The sequence below is a fragment of the Lentzea sp. NPDC058436 genome, from assembly GCF_042721515.1.
GTDB lineage: Bacteria > Actinomycetota > Actinomycetes > Mycobacteriales > Pseudonocardiaceae > Lentzea.
In genome coordinates, this window is sequence record NZ_JBHXLF010000008.1 from 116,485 (window position 1) to 135,604 (window position 19,120).

16 protein-coding genes are annotated in these 19,120 nt (G+C 70.0%); 4 read left to right on the plus strand and 12 right to left on the minus strand.

Annotated elements, in window-relative coordinates; translation table 11 throughout:
- The first annotated feature begins 62 nt into the window (after positions 1–62).
- Together ACFWN2_RS27175 and ACFWN2_RS27180 are read left to right on the plus strand one after the other, a co-directional pair.
- Positions 63–1,058 carry an FAD-binding oxidoreductase gene (locus ACFWN2_RS27175; RefSeq protein WP_382431982.1) on the plus strand — a complete coding sequence of 332 codons (996 nt, stop codon included), beginning with the start codon at positions 63–65 and terminating at the stop codon, positions 1,056–1,058.
- Positions 1,059–1,160: 102 nt separating this feature from the next.
- The gene (locus tag ACFWN2_RS27180) at positions 1,161–1,544 is read left to right on the plus strand and encodes an STAS domain-containing protein (RefSeq protein ID WP_382431984.1); all 384 of its coding nucleotides are present in this window, start codon (positions 1,161–1,163) and stop codon (positions 1,542–1,544) included.
- 18 nt (positions 1,545–1,562) lie between these two features.
- On the opposite strand, the gene ACFWN2_RS27185 is transcribed toward ACFWN2_RS27180, so the two are convergent.
- The 7 genes from ACFWN2_RS27185 to ACFWN2_RS27215 all read right to left on the minus strand — a co-directional run bounded on the left by ACFWN2_RS27185 (position 1,563) and on the right by ACFWN2_RS27215 (position 9,744).
- Positions 1,563–2,708 (minus strand): glycosyltransferase, encoded by a 1,146-nt coding sequence (locus tag ACFWN2_RS27185; protein WP_382431986.1) that lies wholly within the window; start codon positions 2,706–2,708, stop codon positions 1,563–1,565.
- 35 nt (positions 2,709–2,743) lie between these two features.
- Positions 2,744–3,817 (minus strand): nucleotide disphospho-sugar-binding domain-containing protein, encoded by a 1,074-nt coding sequence (locus ACFWN2_RS27190; protein ID WP_382431988.1) that lies wholly within the window; start codon positions 3,815–3,817, stop codon positions 2,744–2,746.
- A 9-nt stretch (positions 3,818–3,826) separates the two neighbouring features.
- The gene (locus ACFWN2_RS27195) at positions 3,827–4,345 is read right to left on the minus strand and encodes a TetR family transcriptional regulator (RefSeq protein ID WP_382431990.1); all 519 of its coding nucleotides are present in this window, start codon (positions 4,343–4,345) and stop codon (positions 3,827–3,829) included.
- Positions 4,346–4,405: 60 nt separating this feature from the next.
- A complete protein-coding gene (locus ACFWN2_RS27200) occupies positions 4,406–5,326 on the minus strand; it encodes a hypothetical protein (protein WP_382431992.1) in 921 nt (306 codons plus the stop codon).
- A 142-nt stretch (positions 5,327–5,468) separates the two neighbouring features.
- Positions 5,469–8,228, minus strand: coding sequence for an AAA family ATPase (locus ACFWN2_RS27205; protein WP_382431994.1), 2,760 nt, complete (start codon positions 8,226–8,228; stop codon positions 5,469–5,471).
- An 86-nt stretch (positions 8,229–8,314) separates the two neighbouring features.
- Complete coding sequence (locus ACFWN2_RS27210) at positions 8,315–9,241, minus strand: LCP family protein (RefSeq protein WP_382431996.1); 927 nt, start codon at positions 9,239–9,241, stop codon at positions 8,315–8,317.
- Positions 9,238–9,744 (minus strand): sigma-70 family RNA polymerase sigma factor, encoded by a 507-nt coding sequence (locus tag ACFWN2_RS27215; RefSeq protein ID WP_382431998.1) that lies wholly within the window; start codon positions 9,742–9,744, stop codon positions 9,238–9,240. Before ACFWN2_RS27215 ends, ACFWN2_RS27210 begins: the two co-directional genes overlap by 4 nt.
- Before the next feature lie 162 nt (positions 9,745–9,906).
- On the opposite strand from ACFWN2_RS27215, the gene ACFWN2_RS27220 reads away from it, so the two are divergent.
- Entirely contained in the window at positions 9,907–11,514 is a 1,608-nt protein-coding gene (locus ACFWN2_RS27220; RefSeq protein WP_382432000.1) for an RICIN domain-containing protein, read from the plus strand.
- Here ACFWN2_RS27220 and ACFWN2_RS27225 read toward each other — a convergent pair.
- The 4 genes from ACFWN2_RS27225 to ACFWN2_RS27240 form a co-directional block, all read right to left on the minus strand.
- Positions 11,511–12,314, minus strand: coding sequence for an SAM-dependent methyltransferase (locus tag ACFWN2_RS27225; RefSeq protein WP_382432002.1), 804 nt, complete (start codon positions 12,312–12,314; stop codon positions 11,511–11,513). The genes ACFWN2_RS27220 and ACFWN2_RS27225 overlap by 4 nt on opposite strands.
- Positions 12,315–12,372: 58 nt before the next feature.
- Positions 12,373–13,407 (minus strand): hypothetical protein, encoded by a 1,035-nt coding sequence (locus ACFWN2_RS27230; protein WP_382432004.1) that lies wholly within the window; start codon positions 13,405–13,407, stop codon positions 12,373–12,375.
- The gene (locus ACFWN2_RS27235) at positions 13,400–13,873 is read right to left on the minus strand and encodes a sigma-70 family RNA polymerase sigma factor (protein ID WP_382432006.1); all 474 of its coding nucleotides are present in this window, start codon (positions 13,871–13,873) and stop codon (positions 13,400–13,402) included. Before ACFWN2_RS27235 ends, ACFWN2_RS27230 begins: the two co-directional genes overlap by 8 nt.
- Positions 13,874–13,994: 121 nt before the next feature.
- The gene (locus ACFWN2_RS27240; RefSeq protein WP_382432008.1) at positions 13,995–17,057 is read right to left on the minus strand and encodes a TIR domain-containing protein; all 3,063 of its coding nucleotides are present in this window, start codon (positions 17,055–17,057) and stop codon (positions 13,995–13,997) included.
- A 209-nt stretch (positions 17,058–17,266) separates the two neighbouring features.
- On the opposite strand from ACFWN2_RS27240, the gene ACFWN2_RS27245 reads away from it, so the two are divergent.
- Entirely contained in the window at positions 17,267–17,746 is a 480-nt protein-coding gene (locus ACFWN2_RS27245) for a DUF4262 domain-containing protein (RefSeq protein ID WP_382432010.1), read from the plus strand.
- Positions 17,747–18,108: 362 nt separating this feature from the next.
- On the opposite strand, the gene ACFWN2_RS27250 is transcribed toward ACFWN2_RS27245, so the two are convergent.
- A complete protein-coding gene (locus ACFWN2_RS27250) occupies positions 18,109–19,089 on the minus strand; it encodes a helix-turn-helix transcriptional regulator (RefSeq protein ID WP_382432012.1) in 981 nt (326 codons plus the stop codon).
- Positions 19,090–19,120 lie beyond the last annotated feature (31 nt).

Sequence of the window (19,120 nt, forward strand, 5' to 3'; positions counted from 1 at the left end):
ATTATAGAACGCAGCACAACTAGATCTTGGACATATAGACGCAGGCCAGTGACCCTGGAGACATGCAGATCTTCTACCCCGGAGACGCCGGTTACGACGAGGAACGCAGCGGTTTCCAGACCGGACTCCGCCACGAACCGCAGGTCATCTTCGCCGTGGAGAACGTGCGCGACGTGGAGGAAGCCGTCGCCCACGCCGAGTCCCACGGCCTTGACCACGCGATCCAGACCACCGGCCACGGGCTCACCAGGGCCACGACCGGTGTCCTCATCTCCACCAGGCGCATGAACGCCGTCGAGGTCGACCCCGCCACCGGCACCGCCAGGGCCGAGGCGGGTGCGGTCTGGCAGCAGGTGATCGAGAAGGCCACCCCGCACGGCCTCGCGCCGCTCAGTGGCGACGCGAGTGACGTCGGTGTCGTCGGCTACACCCTCGGCGGCGGGTTCAGCGTGCTGGCCAGGGAGTTCGGGCTCGCCAGTGACCGCGTCGTCAAGACGGAGAAGGTGGGCGACGTCGTCACCGCGCTGGAGTTCGGGCTCCTCCCGATCGAGCAGGTGCACGCCGGTGAGCTGTTCTTCGAAGCCCGCTACGAACGTGAGGTGTTCGAGGCGTTCCACACCTGGGACCTGCCCGACCACGTCACCCCGGCGCTCACCACCCTCGGTGACGTCGTCCGCATCACCTTCGCGAGCACGAAGCCGTTCGAGATCGACCACCTCCGCGTCGCGCCGGTGGTGAAGGAGGAGTTCGGCCTGAAGCCGTTCGCCGAAGCAGCCGGCAGGCCGCTGCCGCCGCACGCCTACGAGGGCGACAACGTGATGGTGGAGGACCTGCCGTTGGAGGCGCTCCAACGCGCCAGGGAGATCGCCGCGCACTCCAGCGCCGAGGTCTTCCTGGGGGTGCTGCCGCTCGGTGCCGCACTGGGCCCTGGGGCCACCCACCTGGTCAAACTCGTCTCGCCGCGCCTCGGCGTGCGGGAGCAGCACGAAGAGGTGTTCGAGGCGCTGCGACCTTTCGTGGTCGGACGGTCGCGCAACTTCCGATACGCCGTGGGATAGGTTGTGATGGGGAAGCAACGGTCGTAACGTCGGAGACGTAACCGGGTTCAGCAGCGTGCTCGGAGTCAGGGTCTTTTGCGCTTCGGCCACCGGGGAGTGCTGGTGAACGAAGAACAGTTCGAGGAATCACCGCTGCTCACCGTACGTGCCACCGAGGTGGCGGGCGTGGTGGTCGTAGCGGTGGAAGGCGAGATCGACGTCGACACGGCGGATGTCGTGCTGGACGCCGTCCGCCTGGCCCTGGCCACCGCCGGGCCCGCGCTGATCGCCGACCTCGCCCTGGTCACCTTCTTCGGCTCGACCGGCATCTCCACGCTGATCTCCGCCCACGAGATCGCCGACGAACACGGCAGGAAACTGCACGTCGTGGCGCCGCAACGCGCCGTGAGGCGGCCGCTGCAGGTCACCGGCGTGGCCGACGTCCTGTCGCTCTACGACTCCGTCGACGAGGTCCTGGCGGAGTTGAAACCGGTGCCCAGCGAGTAGGCACCGGTCCGCGCGTCCTCAGCCGGCCAGTTCGACCAGCCTCGGCACGACCTCGTCCGGGTGCGGCATGGCGGCGATCTCCGCGGCGATGCCGGCGTTCGCGATCCGAACGTCGTTGTCCTCCAACAACTTCCGTGCCGTCTCCCGCACCGCGTCCGCGGTGAAGTCCGCGCCGACGAGCCGGGCTCCCACGCCGGTGCTCGCGACGATCTCGGCGTTGCGGAAGTGGTCGGCACCCTGCGGCAGCACGAGCTGCGGCAGGCCGTGCGTCATCGCGGCGATCGTGGTGCCGGCGCCACCGTGGTGCACGACGAGATCTGCGTGCGCGAGCAGATCCGCCTGAGGCACCCACGGCAGCAGGTGCACGTGGTCGGGGACGTCGGTGAGCAGGGACGGGTCGACCTGCGGGCCCGTCGCGACCAGGAGTTCGGCGTCCACACCGGACAGCCCGGTGATGGCCGTCCGCAGCACGTCCTGGTTCGAGAACGCCGTGCCGAACGTGAGGTAGACCAGCGGCCTTTCGTGCTCCACGACCCAACCGGGCAATTCGCCCGGCTCGGTGAACGGGACCGGACGCATCGGAATGCGATCCACGTCCGAAAGAAACGTCAGATCCTGCAGCGACGGCGGGAAGACGTCGAGATAAGTCGATCCGAGCCCGTAATGTTGCCCATTCGGCAGGGCGATCCCGAGTTCGGCGACGTACTTCAGGAGCAACTCGCTCATCGCTTCCGGAACAAGGGATTCGTCCATCTTGCCGAACCCGTGGCAGACGGCCGGAATTCCGGCGCGCATGGCCGCGAGACCCGCGCCGGGGTTCATGAGCTCGAAGACGACGAGGTCGGGCTTGTCCCGTTCGAGCACCGGCTCCAGGTCGGCCACGAAGGCCCTGGGCAGCACTGATCCGAACGCGTCGACGGCGGTCTGGCGCAGCATGTCGCGCCGGAACTCGCCCGTGCCGTGCAGCTCGTTCGCCTGGCGGAACGCGGACCAGATGCTGATGCCCGCGTCGACCACCGTGAGTCCGAGTTTTTCCACTGTCGCGTGGAATCCTGAGTCGACGGCGTAGAGAACGTCATGGCCTTGCGCTCGCGCGGCGGTCGCGAGCGGAAGTATCGGGTAAACGTGTCCGTGGGAGCCTAGGCTCGAGAAGAGAATGCGCACCGAGTCAGATTAGGTGCTCTTCTATTACGTCAGGGTCAATTCACGAACCTGTGCCACTGATCGGTTATGTCCGCGGGCGAGGGCATCGAGGCGATCTCCGCGCGCACCTCACCGGCGGCCCGCTGCAGCTTCGAGTCCTCGATCAGCCGCGTGAGCAGGTCCGGCGTGACGTCGCGCGGCTCGGCCCTCAGCCCCGCCTCACGCCTGGTGATCGCCTCGGCGTGCACGGTCCGGTCACCCGGCCCCGGTTCGACGAGCTGCGGCACCCCGGCCGCGAGCGCGCCGAGCAACGTCCCCGCGCCGCCGTGGTGCACGATCCCGTCGCAGAACGGCAGCACGCGCGGGATCGGCACCCATCCGACCGTCCGGACGTTGGCGGGCAGCCCCTCGGTCCGGTCGGGACGCACGAGCACGAACTCGGCGTCCACCCGCTCGGCCGCCCTGACCACGGCCGCCATCATCCGGCCGGAGCCCGGACCGGGCGCGGTGCTCCTGCTGACCAGGATCCGGGGCTTGCCGGACGGTTCCGCGAGCCACTGGGGCACCTCGCCGTCACCGCTGTACGGCACGAACCGCATCGGCTTCCCGCCCAGGAACTCCGCGAGCGACGACGGCGCCGTGCGCAGAACCGTTGTGGGAGAACGCACTGCGGCCTTCATGCGCGCACCGACCGCGGCCGTCAGGTCCAGCCCGTCGAACAGCGACACGTCGTGGATGATCGACGGCACGCCCAGCGCCGACCCGGCGGCGGCCAGCGGTTCGTGCACCACCACGTCCGGCCGCCAGCTCTCGGCGAACGCCCGCAACGGCCTGGTCATCGCGTCACCGACCGCGCCGAACAACCGCGACACGAAGTCGAGCCGGCCGCTGCCCCGCATCTCCCGCCTGGCCACCAGCGGGTGCCGGAGCATGATCCGCAGTGCGATCGGTCCGAAGCGGACTTTCGACCCGACGACGTCCTCGACCCGCAACCCGGAGTCGCGGACCCGCAACGCCTCACCGCCCGTGGCGACGACGACCTCGTGTCCGGCGTCGCGCAGAGCCAGGGCCAGCGGCATCAACGGGAAGACGTGACCCAGGAGGGGAGCGGCGACGACGAGAACACGCATACCTCCAGGCTACGGGTCCACCAGCCGGTGCACGGCGGCTTCGACGGTCCGCCGCCGCACGCCGTGGTCCGAACTCGACGGAGCCGAGGCCCACATCGACGCGACCGCCAGCACCAGCTGCAACACCTGGTCGGCGGGGAACCGCGACGACACCAGCCCGGCCTCCTGAGCGGACCGGATCGCCTCGACCTCCGCGGTGCGGGCCTCCTGGGAACGGCGCTCCAGTCGCTGCCAGGTCGCGAGCCGGGCGAACTCGGGGTGCTGGTGCTGCAGGTCGTACAACCGGCCCGCGTACCCCGGCAGGTCGCGGACGTCGAACTCCAGCGAGGTGGCGCCCGCCACCTCGGACTGCACGGCGTCGAACAGCTCGTCCTTGCCGCCGTAGTAGTTGTAGGCGAGGCCCGCGGAGCACCGGGCTATGCGGGCGATGCGTTCCATCCGGGCCCCGGCGATCCCGTGGGCGGCGAACTCGACGAACGCGGCGTCCAGCAACCGGCGGCGGGTGCGTTCCCGATCGCGGTTGTGCATGGCTTCAGGCTAGGCCGAAGGGCCGCACCCCAGAAGGGATGCGGCCCTCAGAACAGTTGCTTACTTGGCCATGTCGAACCAGTTGAACGCCTCGACCATCTGACGCGTGGTGTCGCTGACGTACCGCGGCCCGGTCAGCTCCCAGCGCGTCACCGTGCGGTAGGTGCCGGGTTCGAGCGACTCGTCCTCGCGGGTGTTCTCGTTGTCCTTGACCGGCACGTACTCCTTGATGGACCGCTTGGTCAGGGTGACGTCGAGCGACTCGTAGGCGGACTGCGTGTAGAGGTAGTCGCCCTGACCGCTGTCACCCGCGCGGCCGGGGTCGGCCAGCTTCAGCTGGATCGTGTTGCCGCCGAACGTGCCGGTCGCGGACACGACGGTGACGATGTGGCCACCGCTGCGCTGCAGCGAACCGGTCGTGGGGCCCGCCTTGTAGCGGCCGTACACGAGCTGGATCGGGCCCTCGTTGAGCTTCTTCGCGAGGTCACCGGCGAAGTCCGCGTTCTCGTGGGTGCTCACGGCGCCCGCGGAGGTGGTCCAGCCGGCGTCGCGGGCGGGCTTGGTGGCGATGTCCCACGCCTTGCGCAGGTTCGTGAGGTTGGTGCCGCCGTTGTACTTCGCGTCGACGCCGACGCGCCAGATCGAGTTCGTGATGACGCTGAAGTCGGCGGGGTCCTTCGGGTCGAGGTTGCCGACCTTCGTGGTCAGCCAGCCGACCGGCGCGTTCTTCTCGTGACCCCAGTAGTGCAGGACGTTGTAGAGGGACGCCGGTCCGCAGTACGCGTTGCCGTTGCTCTCCAGGCCGGCGCGGTGCTGGTCCACGTCGCTGACGCCGCACTTCTTGACGTTGAACTGCGGGCCGACGAGGTCGGAGGCGCCGATGCACGGGGCGGGCGTGCCGATGATCGGGTCGGCCATCGCGGTGGCGGGAGCGACGACGGCGGTCAGAGCGGCGGCGGCGATCAGAGCGTTGCGGATCATTTCTGTGTCCCCTTCGAGTCTTGTGTTCCCCTGCGGTGACACAAGATTCGCCGAGGCGGACCCCCAAGGGCATGAGGGGAGAACCCTCAACCCCGTTGCCGGAAAGTTGGGTGTATCAGGGACACCCCCACGTCGCTCTGTCTCAGGCGAGGACGCGGGCGAGGTCTCTGCGACCTGCGATTCCGAGCTTCGTGTAGATGCGGCCGAGGTGGTTCTCGACCGTTTTCGGCGTCACGAACAGCTCCTGCGCGATCTCCCTGTTCGCCCTGCCCGCCGCCGCCAGGTCGGCCACCCGGCGTTCGGACGCCGTCAGCGCCTCCGCCCCCACCACGACCTGACGTCGTGGCCGGTCGCCGAGCGCCTCCAACGCCTCGACCGCACGGGTCCGCAGAACCGCCGAGCCGCACTTCTCGGCGATGTCGATGGCCTGGTGCAACGGCTCGCGCGCGTCCGTCCGCCTGCGCACGACCCGGAGCGCCTCACCCAGGTCCACCAGCGAGCGGGCGAGCTCCAGGCGTGACGGCGACTGCTCCAGCACGGACACGGACTCGGTCAGCAGCTCCAGCCGTGAGTGCGCGTCCGCGTTCGAGAGCAGCCGCAGAGCCGCGCCGACCTCGGTCGCCGCACCCCACCTGCGCGCCACCTCCAGCTGTTCGGTGGCCAGTTCCAGCGCGAGCTCGTGCTGGTTGAGCAGCAACGCCGCCCGAGTCGCCGGCGCACGCCACGGGATGGTCGGGGGATCGACGTGCACCTGGTGCATCGCGTCGCGCTGGTGGTAGGCCTCGGACATCGCGCGCCGTGCGTCGCCCTCGGCCAGTGCGATCAACGCGCGCACCTCGTGCAGCCAGATCATCGGCATGGTCAGCCGCGCGTCGGCGTGCTTGCCGTCGAACGCCGACATGAACGCCTTCGCCGCCGCGACGTCACCCCGTTCGAGCGCCGCGTACACCGCGAAGTGCGTCGAGGTCGCGCGCAGGCTGATCACCTCGGACACCGGGTCCTCGTGCGCGACGGCGGCCAGCGCTCCCTCGGCCTCCGCCTCGACGACCTGCATGTTCCCGCAGCGCCAGTTCAGGAACAGCGACGCGTTCGCCACCATCGCGAACTCGATCGGCGACCCGTGCCGGCGGACCTTCAGCCTGGCCCGTTCGATCTCGTGCCGCGCGGTGTCGACGCCGTCTGCGGCCATCAGCGCGAGCAACGCCACCAGCCACGCGACCATCGCGTCCGTGCTGCCCGTCGCGTCGTCGAGGTACGCACCGTTCGCGAGCGCGCGCGTCGCCGTCGTGGCCACCTCGTCGTGCGGCCACACCTCGTAGCGGCCCATCTGCGCGAGCAGTCCGAGCAGTGTGCGTTCGTCCGGGGTGCTGCCCGCGAGGCCCGCGTACGCGCTGAGGTGCTGGGAGGCGGTTCGGCGTTGGTCGGGCAGGAACGAGCGGAAGACCGCGAGCCGTGCCTCCAGGTGCAGCCTCGACTCACCGCCGGGACGGGCCGCGATGGCCTCGGTCAGTTCCGCGATCGCCGCGGCCGGACCCTCCAGCGCGGCCGTTGCCGAGGCAGCCGCCGCCACCAGTTCCGCGTCCGGAAGCCCTTGTGCCGCGGCCTTCAGGTGCCGTTGGGCGTTGACCGCGTCGCCGAGACGCAGCAACGCGCGCCCGAGTTCCGCGCGCAGTCCCGCGTCGTCGGGCTTCTCGTCCACCGCACGCGCCAGATGTCCTGCGGCCGTGCGGGGATCGCCGGCCGCGAGCAACGCCGACGCGGCTTTGCGCAGCACCTCCGCCGCGTTCGGCAGTGTCCCCTTGGGAGCGTGGACGAGGTGCGCTGCCACCCGGTCGGCCGGAGCGTGCTGTTCCTGCAACGACTTCGCGGCGCGTGCGTGCAGCGAGGCACGCGCGATCGGCCCGAGACCGGTCAGAACCGCTTCCCGCACAACGGGATGCACGAACTCCAGGTGCTCACCGGTGATCAGCACGTTCGCCGCCGTCAACGCCTCGGCCGCGCCGGTGAGGTCGGTGACCTCGGCCAGTTCCGCTGCCTGCCACGGATCCGCGTGCGTGCCGAGAACGGCGACCGCGCCCGCGAGCGACACGGCGTCGGCGGGCAGCCTTCCCAGCGTGGCGCGGAAAACCGTGCTCGGCCCGAGCGTGCCGACCTTCTCCGCCGTCGCCGCGTCGTCGAGCGGCAGCCCCAGCGCCGCGAGCTCGTCGACCAGGACTCCTGACAGGAAAGGGTTTCCGCCGCTGGCCGCGTGCAGAGCGGTGATCACCTCGGGGTGCCCGCCGACCAGTGCGCTGAGCGCGTCCGCGGTGAGCGGGCGCGGCAGCAACCGGTCGGCGGACACGCTGAGCTGCGCGAGCGGTCCGGCGTTGTCCATCGGTGGCCGTGTCGCGACGACCAGCGCGATCGGCAGGTCCGCGATCCGGCGGGACAGGTAGACGAGGAACTGCAGCGACGAGTGGTCTGCCCAGTGCGCGTCGTCCACCGTGATCAGCAGCGGCCGGGTGGAGGAGAGGTCCACCGCGACCCACCACAACGAGTGCAGCGTGCGCGCCAACTCGGCCTGACTCGGGTCGAGCGCGGCGTCGTCCAGGGCCTTCAGCGCCGCACCGGACGGCCCGGCGAGGATCTTCTCGCGGATCTCGCCGGAGTACCGCGACACCGACCGCTCGACCATCTGCCGGACGACGCCCCACGCCATAGCGCTCTCCAGGGCGTCACCGACGGCCTGGAGTCGCCCGAAACCATGCTCTTTGGCCAGCTCACGGCACTCGTGCACGAGCCTGGTCTTGCCGATGCCCGCACGGCCCTGGATGACGACGACGCGACCCTCACCACGGGTGGCTGCGTCCAGAGCTTCACGAATGTGCGCGATCTCGGAGTCACGTTCAAGTGGTTCGCGCACAAATTGATCGTAGCGGCCGTTTCGCGCGCTACATGCAGGTCATCGGCTGCGCAGAAGAGCGACTTGATGCTCCATCCGAGTGATCGTCAGTTCACGCAGCCGGTCTCCGTCGAGCCCTTGCCGCCGAACTGGTCCGCGACGAACTGCTTCGACTGACCGGGGTCCGGCTCGTACCCCGTGATGTCGCCGCGTTGCGCCATCTCACCGACGGGCAGCGTCGCGCTCCGGACCTTCACCGGCCCCGTGAACCGCTGCGAGAACTTCAGCAGGTCCCACCCCTCGTCGTACGCGATCGACCGTTCGAGCAGTTGCAGCAGCTCGGGGGCGTTGTCCTTCGTGATCTTCGTGGCGAACGAGGTGAGGAACGCCTGCTGGCGCCTGACCCGGTCCAGGTCACCGCCGGGGAGGTCGTGGCGCTGCCGCAGGAACTGGAGCGCCTGCTCTCCGACGAGCGTCTGCCTGCCCGCCATGAAGTGCGCGCCGCTGTACGGGTCGTGCACGTAGTTGTTCAAGCACACGTCGATGCCGCCCACGGCCGTGGCGACCCGGCCGAACTCCGACATCTGGACGGCGGCGTAGTGGTCGACCTTCACGCCGGTGAGATCCTCGACGGCCGCGGTCAGCCTGCGCGGGTCGTCCCTGAAGAGGCTGTTGAGCTTGTCGGGGCTCGATCCGGCGTAGATGTCGCGCGGCAGCGAGATGATCGCCGCGGATCCGTCGGCCTCGAAGCGGGCGAACACGATCGCGTCCGCGATCCGCTGGTCGTCGGTCCCGATCAGCAGGACGTTCTGCGCCCCGTCGGCAGGCGGGCTCGCCGGTTGAGCATCGGTCTTCTTGATCGTCGTCGGGATGATGACGGCCGCTGCCGCCGCCGCGACGGTCAGCGTCGCGACCCCGATGATCATGCCGAACGGCTTGGCCTTCTTGCGCTTGTGCAGGTTGGCCAGCACGGTCCTGGAGTCGACGCGGTCGTCGGCCTCAGCGGCGATGGCCTGGCGGATCAGGTCGTTCATGAGTGCACCCCCAGGGTGGCGGACCGGGCGAGTTCGTGAGTGCGCAGCGTCTGCAGTGCGCGAGAGAGTTGGCTGCGCACGGTGGATTCCGTGCACCCGAGCACCTGTGCGATCTCGGCGTCACTGCAGTCCTCGTAGAACCGCAGCACCAACGCGGCACGCTGCTTGCGCGGCAGGATCGCGATCCGTGCGCGCATGGCCTCGCGTTCGGCGTGCGCGTCGGCCGGATCGGCCATCGCCGGCGCGTGCTTGGCGAGCTCGCTGCGTTCCACGGCGATCTCACGCGCGGCCTTGCGGTGCCGCCACGACAGGTAGTCGTTGGTCACCATGCGCTTCACGTAGAGGTACGGCGCGTCCATCGCGCCGATGCGCTCCCACTTGCCCTGCGCGCGCAAGAGCACGTTCTGCACGATGTCCTGCGCCAGGTGTTTGTCGCAGGTGATCGCTGTGGCGTACCCCAGCAACCGGTCCAGCCGTTCAGCGACGAACTGGTCGAACCCCACGCCGCCCCCTTCCAGTCGCGGTCGTTTGCGGAGTGGGAAACCCCCTTCGCTGCTCCATCCGCTGCACCGAGTTTCTGTGGGCTGGGCCACAGAGGTCTCGGTTCGGCCGGATTTCGGTGTGAATCCTTTTCATGTTCACGCCGATGAGCCAGCCTTCACCTCATGCGCATCATCCCTGTGCTCGCGCTGTTGTCGCTGCTGCTCGTCCCCGTCGACGCGGCCGCCGCCCCCAACGGCAACTACTACCTGCAAAGCGCCGTGACCGGCCAGAACGCGGCCGTCTCCGGCTCCTCGGTGCAGCAGCACCGCCCCAAGGGCAACGAGGACCGCCAGCAGTTCTCCTGGAACGGCAGCACCCTCTCCGAGGGCGGCCAGTGCCTGGGCCGCTCCGGCGACGTTGCCCAGATGGTCAGCTGCTCCAGCCCCGACGCCCAGTGGGTCGGAATCCTCGACGACCAGGACAGATACCGGTTCAAGGACCCCGGCGCCGACCGCTACCTGATCGCGTCCGGCACCGACCAGGTCCGCGTCGGCACCGGCAACGACACGTGGTTCCTCACCCCGGTCACCCCCGTCCGCGTCCAGACCCCCGCCGACCCGCGCCTGGACGAGATGACGTTCCTGACCGCCCACAACGCCTACGCGAACGGCGTCGACGGCGGCTTCATGTTCGCCAACATCGCCCCGAACCAGTCCCGCGGCATCGTGCAGCAGCTGAACGACGGCGTCCGCGGCTTCATGCTCGACATCCACCAGACCCCCGACGGCGCCATCCTCTGCCACAACAGCTGCACGGCCGTCAGCAAGCCCGTCGCCCTGAACGTCGACCTCCAGCGCATGGTCGACTTCCTGAAGTCACGCCCCACCGAGATCGTCACGGTCTTCCTGGAGGACTACGTCTCGGCCGACGTCCTGCGCTCCGAACTGGCCCGCGTCCGAGGCTTGAACGACGTCCTGTTCCGCGCGGAGGGCGTCCGCGAGAACGGCTGGCCGACGTTGTCGCAGATGAGGGCCTCCGGCAAGCGCTTGCTCATCTTCACCTCGCACGGCCGCGACGGCCGCGAGGACTCCGGCGTCCTCTACCAGCGCGACTGGACCGTCGAGAACTACTGGTCGATGGGCGCGGGCGTCGGCAACAGCGACTGGTCCTGCTACTCCCGCTGGGGCGACAAGCCCCTCACCGCCACGGAGACCAACTTCCGCCCGCTGTACGTGATGAACCACTTCCGCGACGTCCCGATGCAGGGCACCGTCATCACCGACAACGCGAAGACCGTCAACCGAGCACAGCGCTTCTGCGAGCCCGCGGCCCGCAAGACCCCGAACTACCTGGCCGTCGACTTCTACCACCTGAACACGCCATCACTCCCGGCCGAACGCCACCCGTCCGGCACCGGCTCCGTCGAACTGCCCTCGGGGCTGTGCCTGGACAACGACAAGGGCGGCACCGCCAACGGCAACCCGATCCAGATCTGGACCTGCAACAACACCTACGCGCAGAAGTGGCGCGTCGTCGCCGACGGCACCATCACCATCGCCGGCAAGTGCCTCGACGTCGACAACGGCGGCACCACCAACGGCACCGTCGTCCAGCTGTGGCAGTGCAACGGCACGGGCGCGCAGCAGTGGCGCGTGCGGTCGGACGGCTCGGTGCAGAACCCGCAGTCGGGGCTGTGCCTGGACAACCCCGGTGCGTCCACCACTCCCGGCACGCGCCTGAACCTCTGGACCTGCAACGGTTCCGCGGCGCAGGCCTGGAAGTTCCGCTAGACCTTGCGGCCGACGCCCACGTAGACGTCCTCCGGGCCGCCTTCTCCGGCCGGGCCGAGTTCCGGGTGCCACTGCGGCGCCGGGACGACGCCCGGCTGGAGGACCTCCATGCCGGCGAACATCGGCTCGAACTCCGTGAGCGCGCGGAAGTACATCGGGTCGCGGCTGTGCTTCATGGCCTCGACGACTCCGCCCATCTCGTCCGGCTTGAAGTCGGCGGTGAGGTGGGACAGGGCGATCAGACTGCCCGCGGGCATGGCGTCGCGGTAGCGGGCGACGACCTCGGCCGGGCCCTTGTCGTTCGAGACGAAGTGCAGCACGGCGACCATGAGCAGGCCGACTGGCTTCGAGAAGTCGATCAGGTCCTTCACGACCGGGTCCGACAGCACGTCGTCGGGGCGGCACATGTCCGCCTGGACGACGCCCGCGTTGGCGTTGTCCTCCAGGATGAGCTGGCTGTGCGAGACCGCGACCTCGTCGTAGTCCACGTAGACGACGCGTGCGTCCGGGTTCTCCTGCTGCACGATCTCGTGGACGTTGCCGACCGTGGGGATGCCCGAGCCGAGGTCGAGGAACTGCGTGATGCCCTGCTCCATCATCAGCAGGACGGCGCGGCGCATGAACGAGCGGTTCGACGCGGCGATGGCGCGGCCGTCGCGCAGGATCTGCAGCACCTTGTCGCCGACCACGCGGTCCGACGCGAAGTTGTGGCCACCTCCCAGCAGGAAGTCGTAGACGCGTGCCGCGCTGGGCACGTCCGTGTTGATCCCTGCGGGCACCCACGAGAAAGGCTCGGCCATGGTGCGAAACTTACCCGCATGCACGCACGCGTGTATCGGCCCGGATCGGGTGAAAGCGTCAGCCGGAGCGCGCGGAACGGGCCGAGATCTGTTCTGCCAGCACCGATGCGCCCGCGGCTCGGGCTTCCTGATCGAGCCAGCGCAGGTGGTCGTCGGCGCGCGTCGAACGCAGGTTCCGCGCGGATGCCACAGCTTGCGCCGCGAACTCGGTCGCCGCGACCTCGTCGCCCAGCGCCAGGTGGTTGCGGGCCAGCGCCGTCAGCGCGAGCGTGCGCGACCGGCCCTCGCCGTACGTACCGACCTTCGTGGTGAGTGACGCGATGGCCTGCGGGGGATCGTCCAGCGCGCGCCGGTCGGCCCACGCGTTGTGCGCCGCCACGAAACCGAGCTGGAAGGCCTTCAGCGCGTCGTCGGGTGCGTTGTGGTGCAGGAACATCCGGCCGGCGTGGGTCAGCACGGACGCGATCAGCGACTCGTTCTCGGCTTGACGCGCCAACGTCAGGGCGTGGGCGAAGTGCGGCAGCGCGGTGCCCGGCAGGCCGCTGTCGAACGCCGTCCAGCCCGCCAGCTCGCAGACCTCGGCGACGGCCGTCCACGTCGGAGCGTCGCCCACGACGACCATCGGTTCGACGGCGGCCAGGTGCTCCAGAACCGAGGTGTGGCAGGCGATTCCGCCATAACGCTGGTCCAGTGCGCGCAACGCCCGAGTGCGCCTCGTGATCTCCGCGGTGGGGATGCGGCGGGCCGGCATCCCTGACGGCAGCCAGTCGAACGTGGGCGCGCCGACCATGATGCGGGCCGCGTGCTCCAGAAACCGTTGCCGCTCCTCGGAGTTCTCGCGGACCAGGTCCTCGGCCTCGGTGAACCCGTCCCGCACGGCGGCCGCGCACCACTGCGCGGCCTCGGTCGTCTCGCCGAGTGCGAACAGGACGCGTGTCAGCCGCACGGCGGCGTCGCCGAGGCGTTGGTCGGCGGCGACCCGGAAGTGCACGGCCGCCTCGCGCAGCCGACCTGCCCGTTCGGCGGCCTCACCCGCGCGGTACATCTGCTCCACCGCGTCGTCGAGCTCGAACCGGTCCAGCAGCTCACTCATCACTGCCTCCGAGAATCCTTCGCAGCTCGGCCCTGCCGCGGGTGAGGTGCGTGCGCACGGTCGACTCGCCGACCACCAGCACCGCGGCGATCTCGCTGACCGAGTAGCCGAGCAGGTGGTGCAGCGCCACGGTCTCGCGGTGCCTGGGGGAGAGTTCGCGCAACGCCGAATGCAGCGCCTCCACGTCGTGGGCCTGCCGCACTACCTCCGGCACCTCGGCCAGCGGTGTTTCGTGCGCGTACCGCTGCTGCCAGCGCCGCATGAGCCGTATCGCGACCTTGAGCACCCACGCCTCGGGCTTGTCGTACGCGTGGATGTCGCTCCACCGGTGCTGTGCGATCAGCAGTGCGTCCTGCGCGATGTCCTCGACGACACGGGTGTCGCCGCTCAGAGCCGTCAACGTCCTGGTCAGCACTGGCCGGCACTCGCGGAAGAACTCCGCGAAGCCCTGATCCGGTGCGCTCAACGGCCTTCCCCTTCAGCGTCCGCTCGTGTCGTTAACCGCCCTGGGGCGACCTTCACCGGTTACAGGCGTTGACACCAGCGAAGGCTGACAGCGGGAAGGGAATTCACCCGATCGACGGAACCTAGGGGAGCAGGTGACGGAAGGCCGCGACCAGCAGCATGCGTTGTTGGTCGACCTCCAAGCCTTCGTCGTGGTCCTCGCCGCGGTCGGCGGAGGCGCCGATCGACTCGACGCGGACCGCGATGTCCACGACGTCGGACGCCAGCTCCACAACGGACTCGTCGTCCGGGATCGGCTCGTTCTGCTGGTACAGCTCGTAGCTGAACCGCATCCCGATCGTGCCGTCGAACGTGACCTGCTCGGTCGGGAGCTGCAGCGCGTCGAACACCGCCCGGTACAGCGCGGCGCCCGTGAGGTGCAGCGGTGTCATCACGACGTGCGTGGTGCCGAGGTCGTGGCTGCGCACCGAGATCGCGGCGGTCGGGCCGCCCGGCGTCGGCGGAACGGGTTGCGGGAACACGGGAAGCTCGGACTTGCGGTCGGAGCGCCACACCGCGACGAGGCGGTCGGCGGCGTCCACGAGGTCGATGTGCTTGCGCGGCGCGAGAAGCGGCGGCAGCGGTTCCTCGTCCAGCCGGACCAGGAACAGGAAGGCGCGGCGGCGTGTCATCTCCAGGTTGAACGCCGCTGTCCACTCCCCGGCGACCCACTCGCGCTGAGGGGTGTTCGCCGACCACAGCAGCACGTAGTAGTCGGAGGTCGCCAGCGCCTCGTCGATCGCGGCGGCGACGTTGCCGCCGGGCTCGACCTCGTTCTCGTCCAGGAAGGCGTTGACGTTGCGGGCCTCCAGTTCGGCGCGCAGCCGCTCGGCGTGCTCGCGGTCCTTCCCCGCGAACGACAGGAACACCTTGGGACGGGTCTCGAGCGGCACTGGGTCTCCGTTCTTCCTGAGTCGTCTGCGCAGCGGGCCCGCTGAGGTCTGCACGCCCGCGTCGCCGTGCAGGGACCAGCACGCCCAGTCGGCCGGGTGCCGGTCGGCGACCTCTCCCAGCGCGTGCTGCAAGGCGCGGTCCCGGGGGAACCTCGCCAGGTTGCGGTCGAACGCGTCGAGCACCTTGCGCGCGGCCTCGCCCTCGGCCTTCCAGCGAGCGGCGACGACCGCCGCCGCACCCGCCGTGATGGCCGCGCGGACGAACCCGGTCCGTTCGTCACGGCCGCGTTGCTGCGCCATCCCGGACTCGCAGGCGCCGAGCACGACCGTTCCGAACGCGCTGAAGTCCAGTTTTGCCAACGCTTCCACCGACACCTGACCGTCGTCGAACTGGAGCCACGACTGGTCGGGGTTCATGCGGTCGTGCATGCCGTGGGCGTTGATGCGGAGGCGTTGGAAGCTGGTGGTTCTCAGAATTCGTTGCAGTTCAGCAGCTTCTGCGACGGTCGCGGTCTCGTCGCCTCGCTGCTTGCGGGAGCGCCGTTGCAGCGGTCGCAGCGCGGACAGGCACGGCAGGCTGGACAGCGCGTGGGTCAGGCCGAGGAAGTCGGTCGTGCCGGGGACGGGCAGGCCCGCCAGCGGGACGTCGGCGAGGACGTCCCCCGCCACGACGGCGATCCTGGTGACCTTGGGCGGCAGGGCCTTCACGACGTCGTCCAGCGCGATCAGGCCGGCCAGCTCGACGAGCAGAGCGCCGAGGATCGCCTTGTCGTACTTGGGTTTCCACGCCCTGAGGCGGCGGATCGTGTCGGTGAGGTCGCCTATGTGGACGTCGGTGGTCACGTGCGTGACACGGCGGCCGATGATCAGGTGGTGGAGCCGGTCCGGCGTCGCGTGCATCATCCACACGACCTGGTCCCCAGGCAGGTGCCTCCTGACGGCGGCGAGCCAGCGCCGGGCCGCCCGCAGGTCGGTGAAGCTCGGGAGCTCGCGCGTGTGGGGGAGGACCGGCGTACCCCTGGCCGCCTCGACGGCCACCACCAGTCCCGGCAACGCCCTGTCGCCCTCGCGGTGCACGCGCCGGGCCGCGGCGCGCACCCGGCCGTCCCGCACACCGGGGGCGGCGCGCAGCATCCGGAGCTTGACGCTGGGGCTGTCGCGGTGGTCGGCGATGGTGTCCTCGATCCGGTGCGACTCCTCCCAGTGCTGTGCCGCCAGGTCCTCCTTTCCCGCGTCGGCGAACGTGTCACCGAGCTCGCGCAACGCCAGCGCGGTGAGTTCGGCGTGACCGGACCGGCTCGCGACCTCGAAGTGCAGCACCGCCTGGTCGAGCTGCCCCTGTGCGTGAGCGAGCTCGGCCGCCGTCAGGTGCCAGAGCGGGGAGTTCCCCTCGCCCAGCATGCCTTCCGCCTTGAGCAGCTCGTCCTCGGCGATCAGCCGGCGGACGTGGGAGAGCCTGCGTTCAGGGCTGAGCGCCTGCGTGGCGTCCGGGAGCCGCGAGACCACCTCCGGACCGGCCGCCGCGACCAGCAGCGGGAAGAGCCTGCGCGCCGCGCCCGCCTGCCGCGTCATGACCAGCAGCACCGTCAGCTCGTACAGGACGGCGAACCTCAGCGCCGCCTCGATCTGGTAGCTGGTGACGCACCTCGTCATCAACGCCAGCGCTTCCTCGTACCGGACCTCACGGCGCAGCGCGGCGGCCCGTTGCAGGAACTCGATCGGCGTGCGGGCGATCCGGTCGCCGAGCTTCGCGACGCGGGTGCCCCTGCGCACGTCCAGCAGGAGCCGGTCGCGGCCGATGTGCTCCAGGTACTCGGGACGCCCGGCACGGCGGAAGTGGCGTTCGGCGGCGTCGAGCTCGCTCTCGGCGGTGGGGTAGTCGTAGAAGTCGGCGGCGGCCAGCGCGGCGACCCGTGCGAGCCGCGCCTGTTCCAACTCGGTGAGCTTGAGCCGCCGCAGCTCGCGCACGTCCTGCTCGGCGGCGGTGTGATCCGTTGCGGCACTGCGGATCTGGGCTCGCAGCACCCGCAACGTGGTGTCGTTGCCCGCACTCAGGTACTCGTCGCAGCGCTGCGCGGCCTTGGTGATCGCACCGAGGTTGAGCAGGGTCGAGCAGTGGTCGTGAGCCACAGCGGGACTGATCTTCGCGGCCTTCGCGTAGGCGAGGTCGACACCGAGCACGTTGCCGCGCAGTGCGGCGGACCGCGCGGCCTTGACCGCGTCCGCGAGTGGGCTGCCGGGTTCGATGCGCATTCAGTACCCGCAGCCCCCGGCAGGGCGGTGTCCCTGTGCCTCTTCGGATTGAGCCGTTCTTTGGCGCATGCACGTTCCTCCGTGCGTCGCAGATTAACGATCCAGACGGCCCACAGATCGTTTGTCAACTTTCTGTCAACGAATCGCTCAAACGATCTTGTCGGTGCTCCTCGGCACACTGGATCCACCACCGATCCGAGGAGACCGCCATGTGCTGGGACTGCGACCACCCCGCCGACCGAATGGAAGAACACCTGGCCACCCTGCGCCGCTGCATCGCCGCCAGGGGCTGGGCCGTGCAGGCGGTGGAACGGGACCGAGCCCACCCGCCCTGGGCCTACACGGTCGGCCTCAGCCCCCAGGGCCTCCCGGAACTCGTCGTCACGGGCATGCCCGTCCTGGAAGCGGGCCGCCTGCTCGACGACATGGCCGAACACCTCGCGCACAGCTGCCTCCCCGCCGTGGGAAAGCGCTTCACCGTGCCGGGCGGCCCGCTGCTGGAGGTCGTGCGCGTGGCCCGCCCGTGGGCGCACCTGCTGGTGTCGGCGCGGCTGTACGGGGAGGGCATCGAGGCGCTGCAGCTCGTGCACGCCGACGAGGCGGGGCGGTGGCCTTGGGACCGGTCGTACGAGGGCGTGGTGGGAGGGCAGCCGGTGCTGGGGGTGAGAGCGGGGCCGCCAGGCGGATGAGGGTCGGCCGGGCTTCTGGCCGGGCTGCGCGTCCGGTCGGGCTGCGCCTCTGGCCGGCTGCGTCTCTGGCCAGGCTGCACCTCTGGTCGGGCTTCGCCTCTGGCTGGTCTTCGCCTGGCCGAGCTTCGCTTGGCCGAGCTTTCGCCTGGCCGAGCTTTCGCCTGGCTGGCTACGCCTGGTCGGCTCCGCTTCGGGCCGGCCGGTTCGTGCCGGCACCGCTCGCGGCGCGTCCGCAAGCTCTGCCTGCCGCCGCGTCCGTCCACCCACCTGCCCCGTGGCCTGACGCGTCTCGCTCGTCCGCCCCGCGACCACTTCCCGTTCGCCTGCCGCCACTCCTGCCTGCCGGCCCACCCAGGCCCCGCCTACCTCCCGCCAGCGCTTCCGCTCCCAGCCCGCCCCACCGCCCGCCCGATCCGCTCACCCAACCCCCGCAGGTGCACGACCAACTCCTCCGGCCCCTCCACCACGAACTCACACCCCAGCGAGGTGAGGCGAAACGCCAGGTACTCAACGGTGTCTTCAGCGCTGCGCCAGGAACACGACCCGTCGTCCAACACCACCAGCTCACCGGCGAAGTCCGCCAGCCGGGCCCGCGCGAGCTCCACCGGCAACCGCAGGATCGCCCGCGCGGAGAACGTGGGCGCCGTGTCGTACATCTTCTGCGTCACGAACGCCGCCGCGTCCCCACCGGGCGGCACGCGGGGTGCGAAGCGCGCACCGGTCGCCACCGCCGACGAGACCCTGTCCAGCCGGAACGTCCGCCAGTCGTCCCGATCCACGTCGAAGGCGAGGAGGTACCAGCGCCGGCCCAGCGCTACCAACCGAACAGGCTCCACGTGCCGCTTCGAGACCACGTTCTCGTTGGCCACGTAGGTGAACCGCACGCGTTCACGAGCGGTGACCGCGCCGGCGACCGTGGTCAGCTGGCCGGGGTCGACCTGCGAGGCGGGGGACACCGGGGCGGAGGTGGCCGACGTCAGCGACGCGACCCGCCTGGCCAGCCGGGGCGGCAGCACCTGCTGCAGCTTCGACAACGCGCGCAGGGACGCTTCGGCGATGCCCGCCACCGGCTGGCGGGCGGCGACCCGCAACCCGACCGCGATGGCGACGGCCTCCTCGTCGTCGACCAGCAGCGGAGGCATCGCCGCGCCCGCGCCGAGCCGGTACCCGCCGAGCACTCCCATCGAGGCCTCGACGGGATAGCCGAGGTCGCGCAACCGGTCGACGTCGCGCCGCACCGTCCGCGGTGTGACTTCCAGCCGTGCCGCGAGCTCGCTGCCCGGCCACTCGCGCGGCGTCTGCAGCAACGACAGAAGGCGCAACAACCGGGCCGCATCACTCATGCCGCAAACGTAAAACAAAACTAGGACCGAT

Bases quoted from the DNA above. Each gene is read 5' to 3' on its own strand.
- ACFWN2_RS27175 (WP_382431982.1), top strand. From the start codon at position 63: ATGCAGATCTTCTACCCCGGAGACGCCGGTTACGACGAGGAACGCAGC.
- ACFWN2_RS27225 (WP_382432002.1), bottom strand. From the start codon at position 12,314: ATGGCCGAGCCTTTCTCGTGGGTGCCCGCAGGGATCAACACGGACGTG.
- ACFWN2_RS27230 (WP_382432004.1), bottom strand. From the start codon at position 13,407: ATGAGTGAGCTGCTGGACCGGTTCGAGCTCGACGACGCGGTGGAGCAG.
- ACFWN2_RS27190 (WP_382431988.1), bottom strand. From the start codon at position 3,817: ATGCGTGTTCTCGTCGTCGCCGCTCCCCTCCTGGGTCACGTCTTCCCG.
- ACFWN2_RS27200 (WP_382431992.1), bottom strand. From the start codon at position 5,326: ATGATCCGCAACGCTCTGATCGCCGCCGCCGCTCTGACCGCCGTCGTC.
- ACFWN2_RS27220 (WP_382432000.1), top strand. From the start codon at position 9,907: ATGCGCATCATCCCTGTGCTCGCGCTGTTGTCGCTGCTGCTCGTCCCC.
- ACFWN2_RS27245 (WP_382432010.1), top strand. From the start codon at position 17,267: ATGTGCTGGGACTGCGACCACCCCGCCGACCGAATGGAAGAACACCTG.
- ACFWN2_RS27210 (WP_382431996.1), bottom strand. From the start codon at position 9,241: ATGAACGACCTGATCCGCCAGGCCATCGCCGCTGAGGCCGACGACCGC.
- ACFWN2_RS27250 (WP_382432012.1), bottom strand. From the start codon at position 19,089: ATGAGTGATGCGGCCCGGTTGTTGCGCCTTCTGTCGTTGCTGCAGACG.
- ACFWN2_RS27195 (WP_382431990.1), bottom strand. From the start codon at position 4,345: ATGCACAACCGCGATCGGGAACGCACCCGCCGCCGGTTGCTGGACGCC.
- ACFWN2_RS27240 (WP_382432008.1), bottom strand. From the start codon at position 17,057: ATGCGCATCGAACCCGGCAGCCCACTCGCGGACGCGGTCAAGGCCGCG.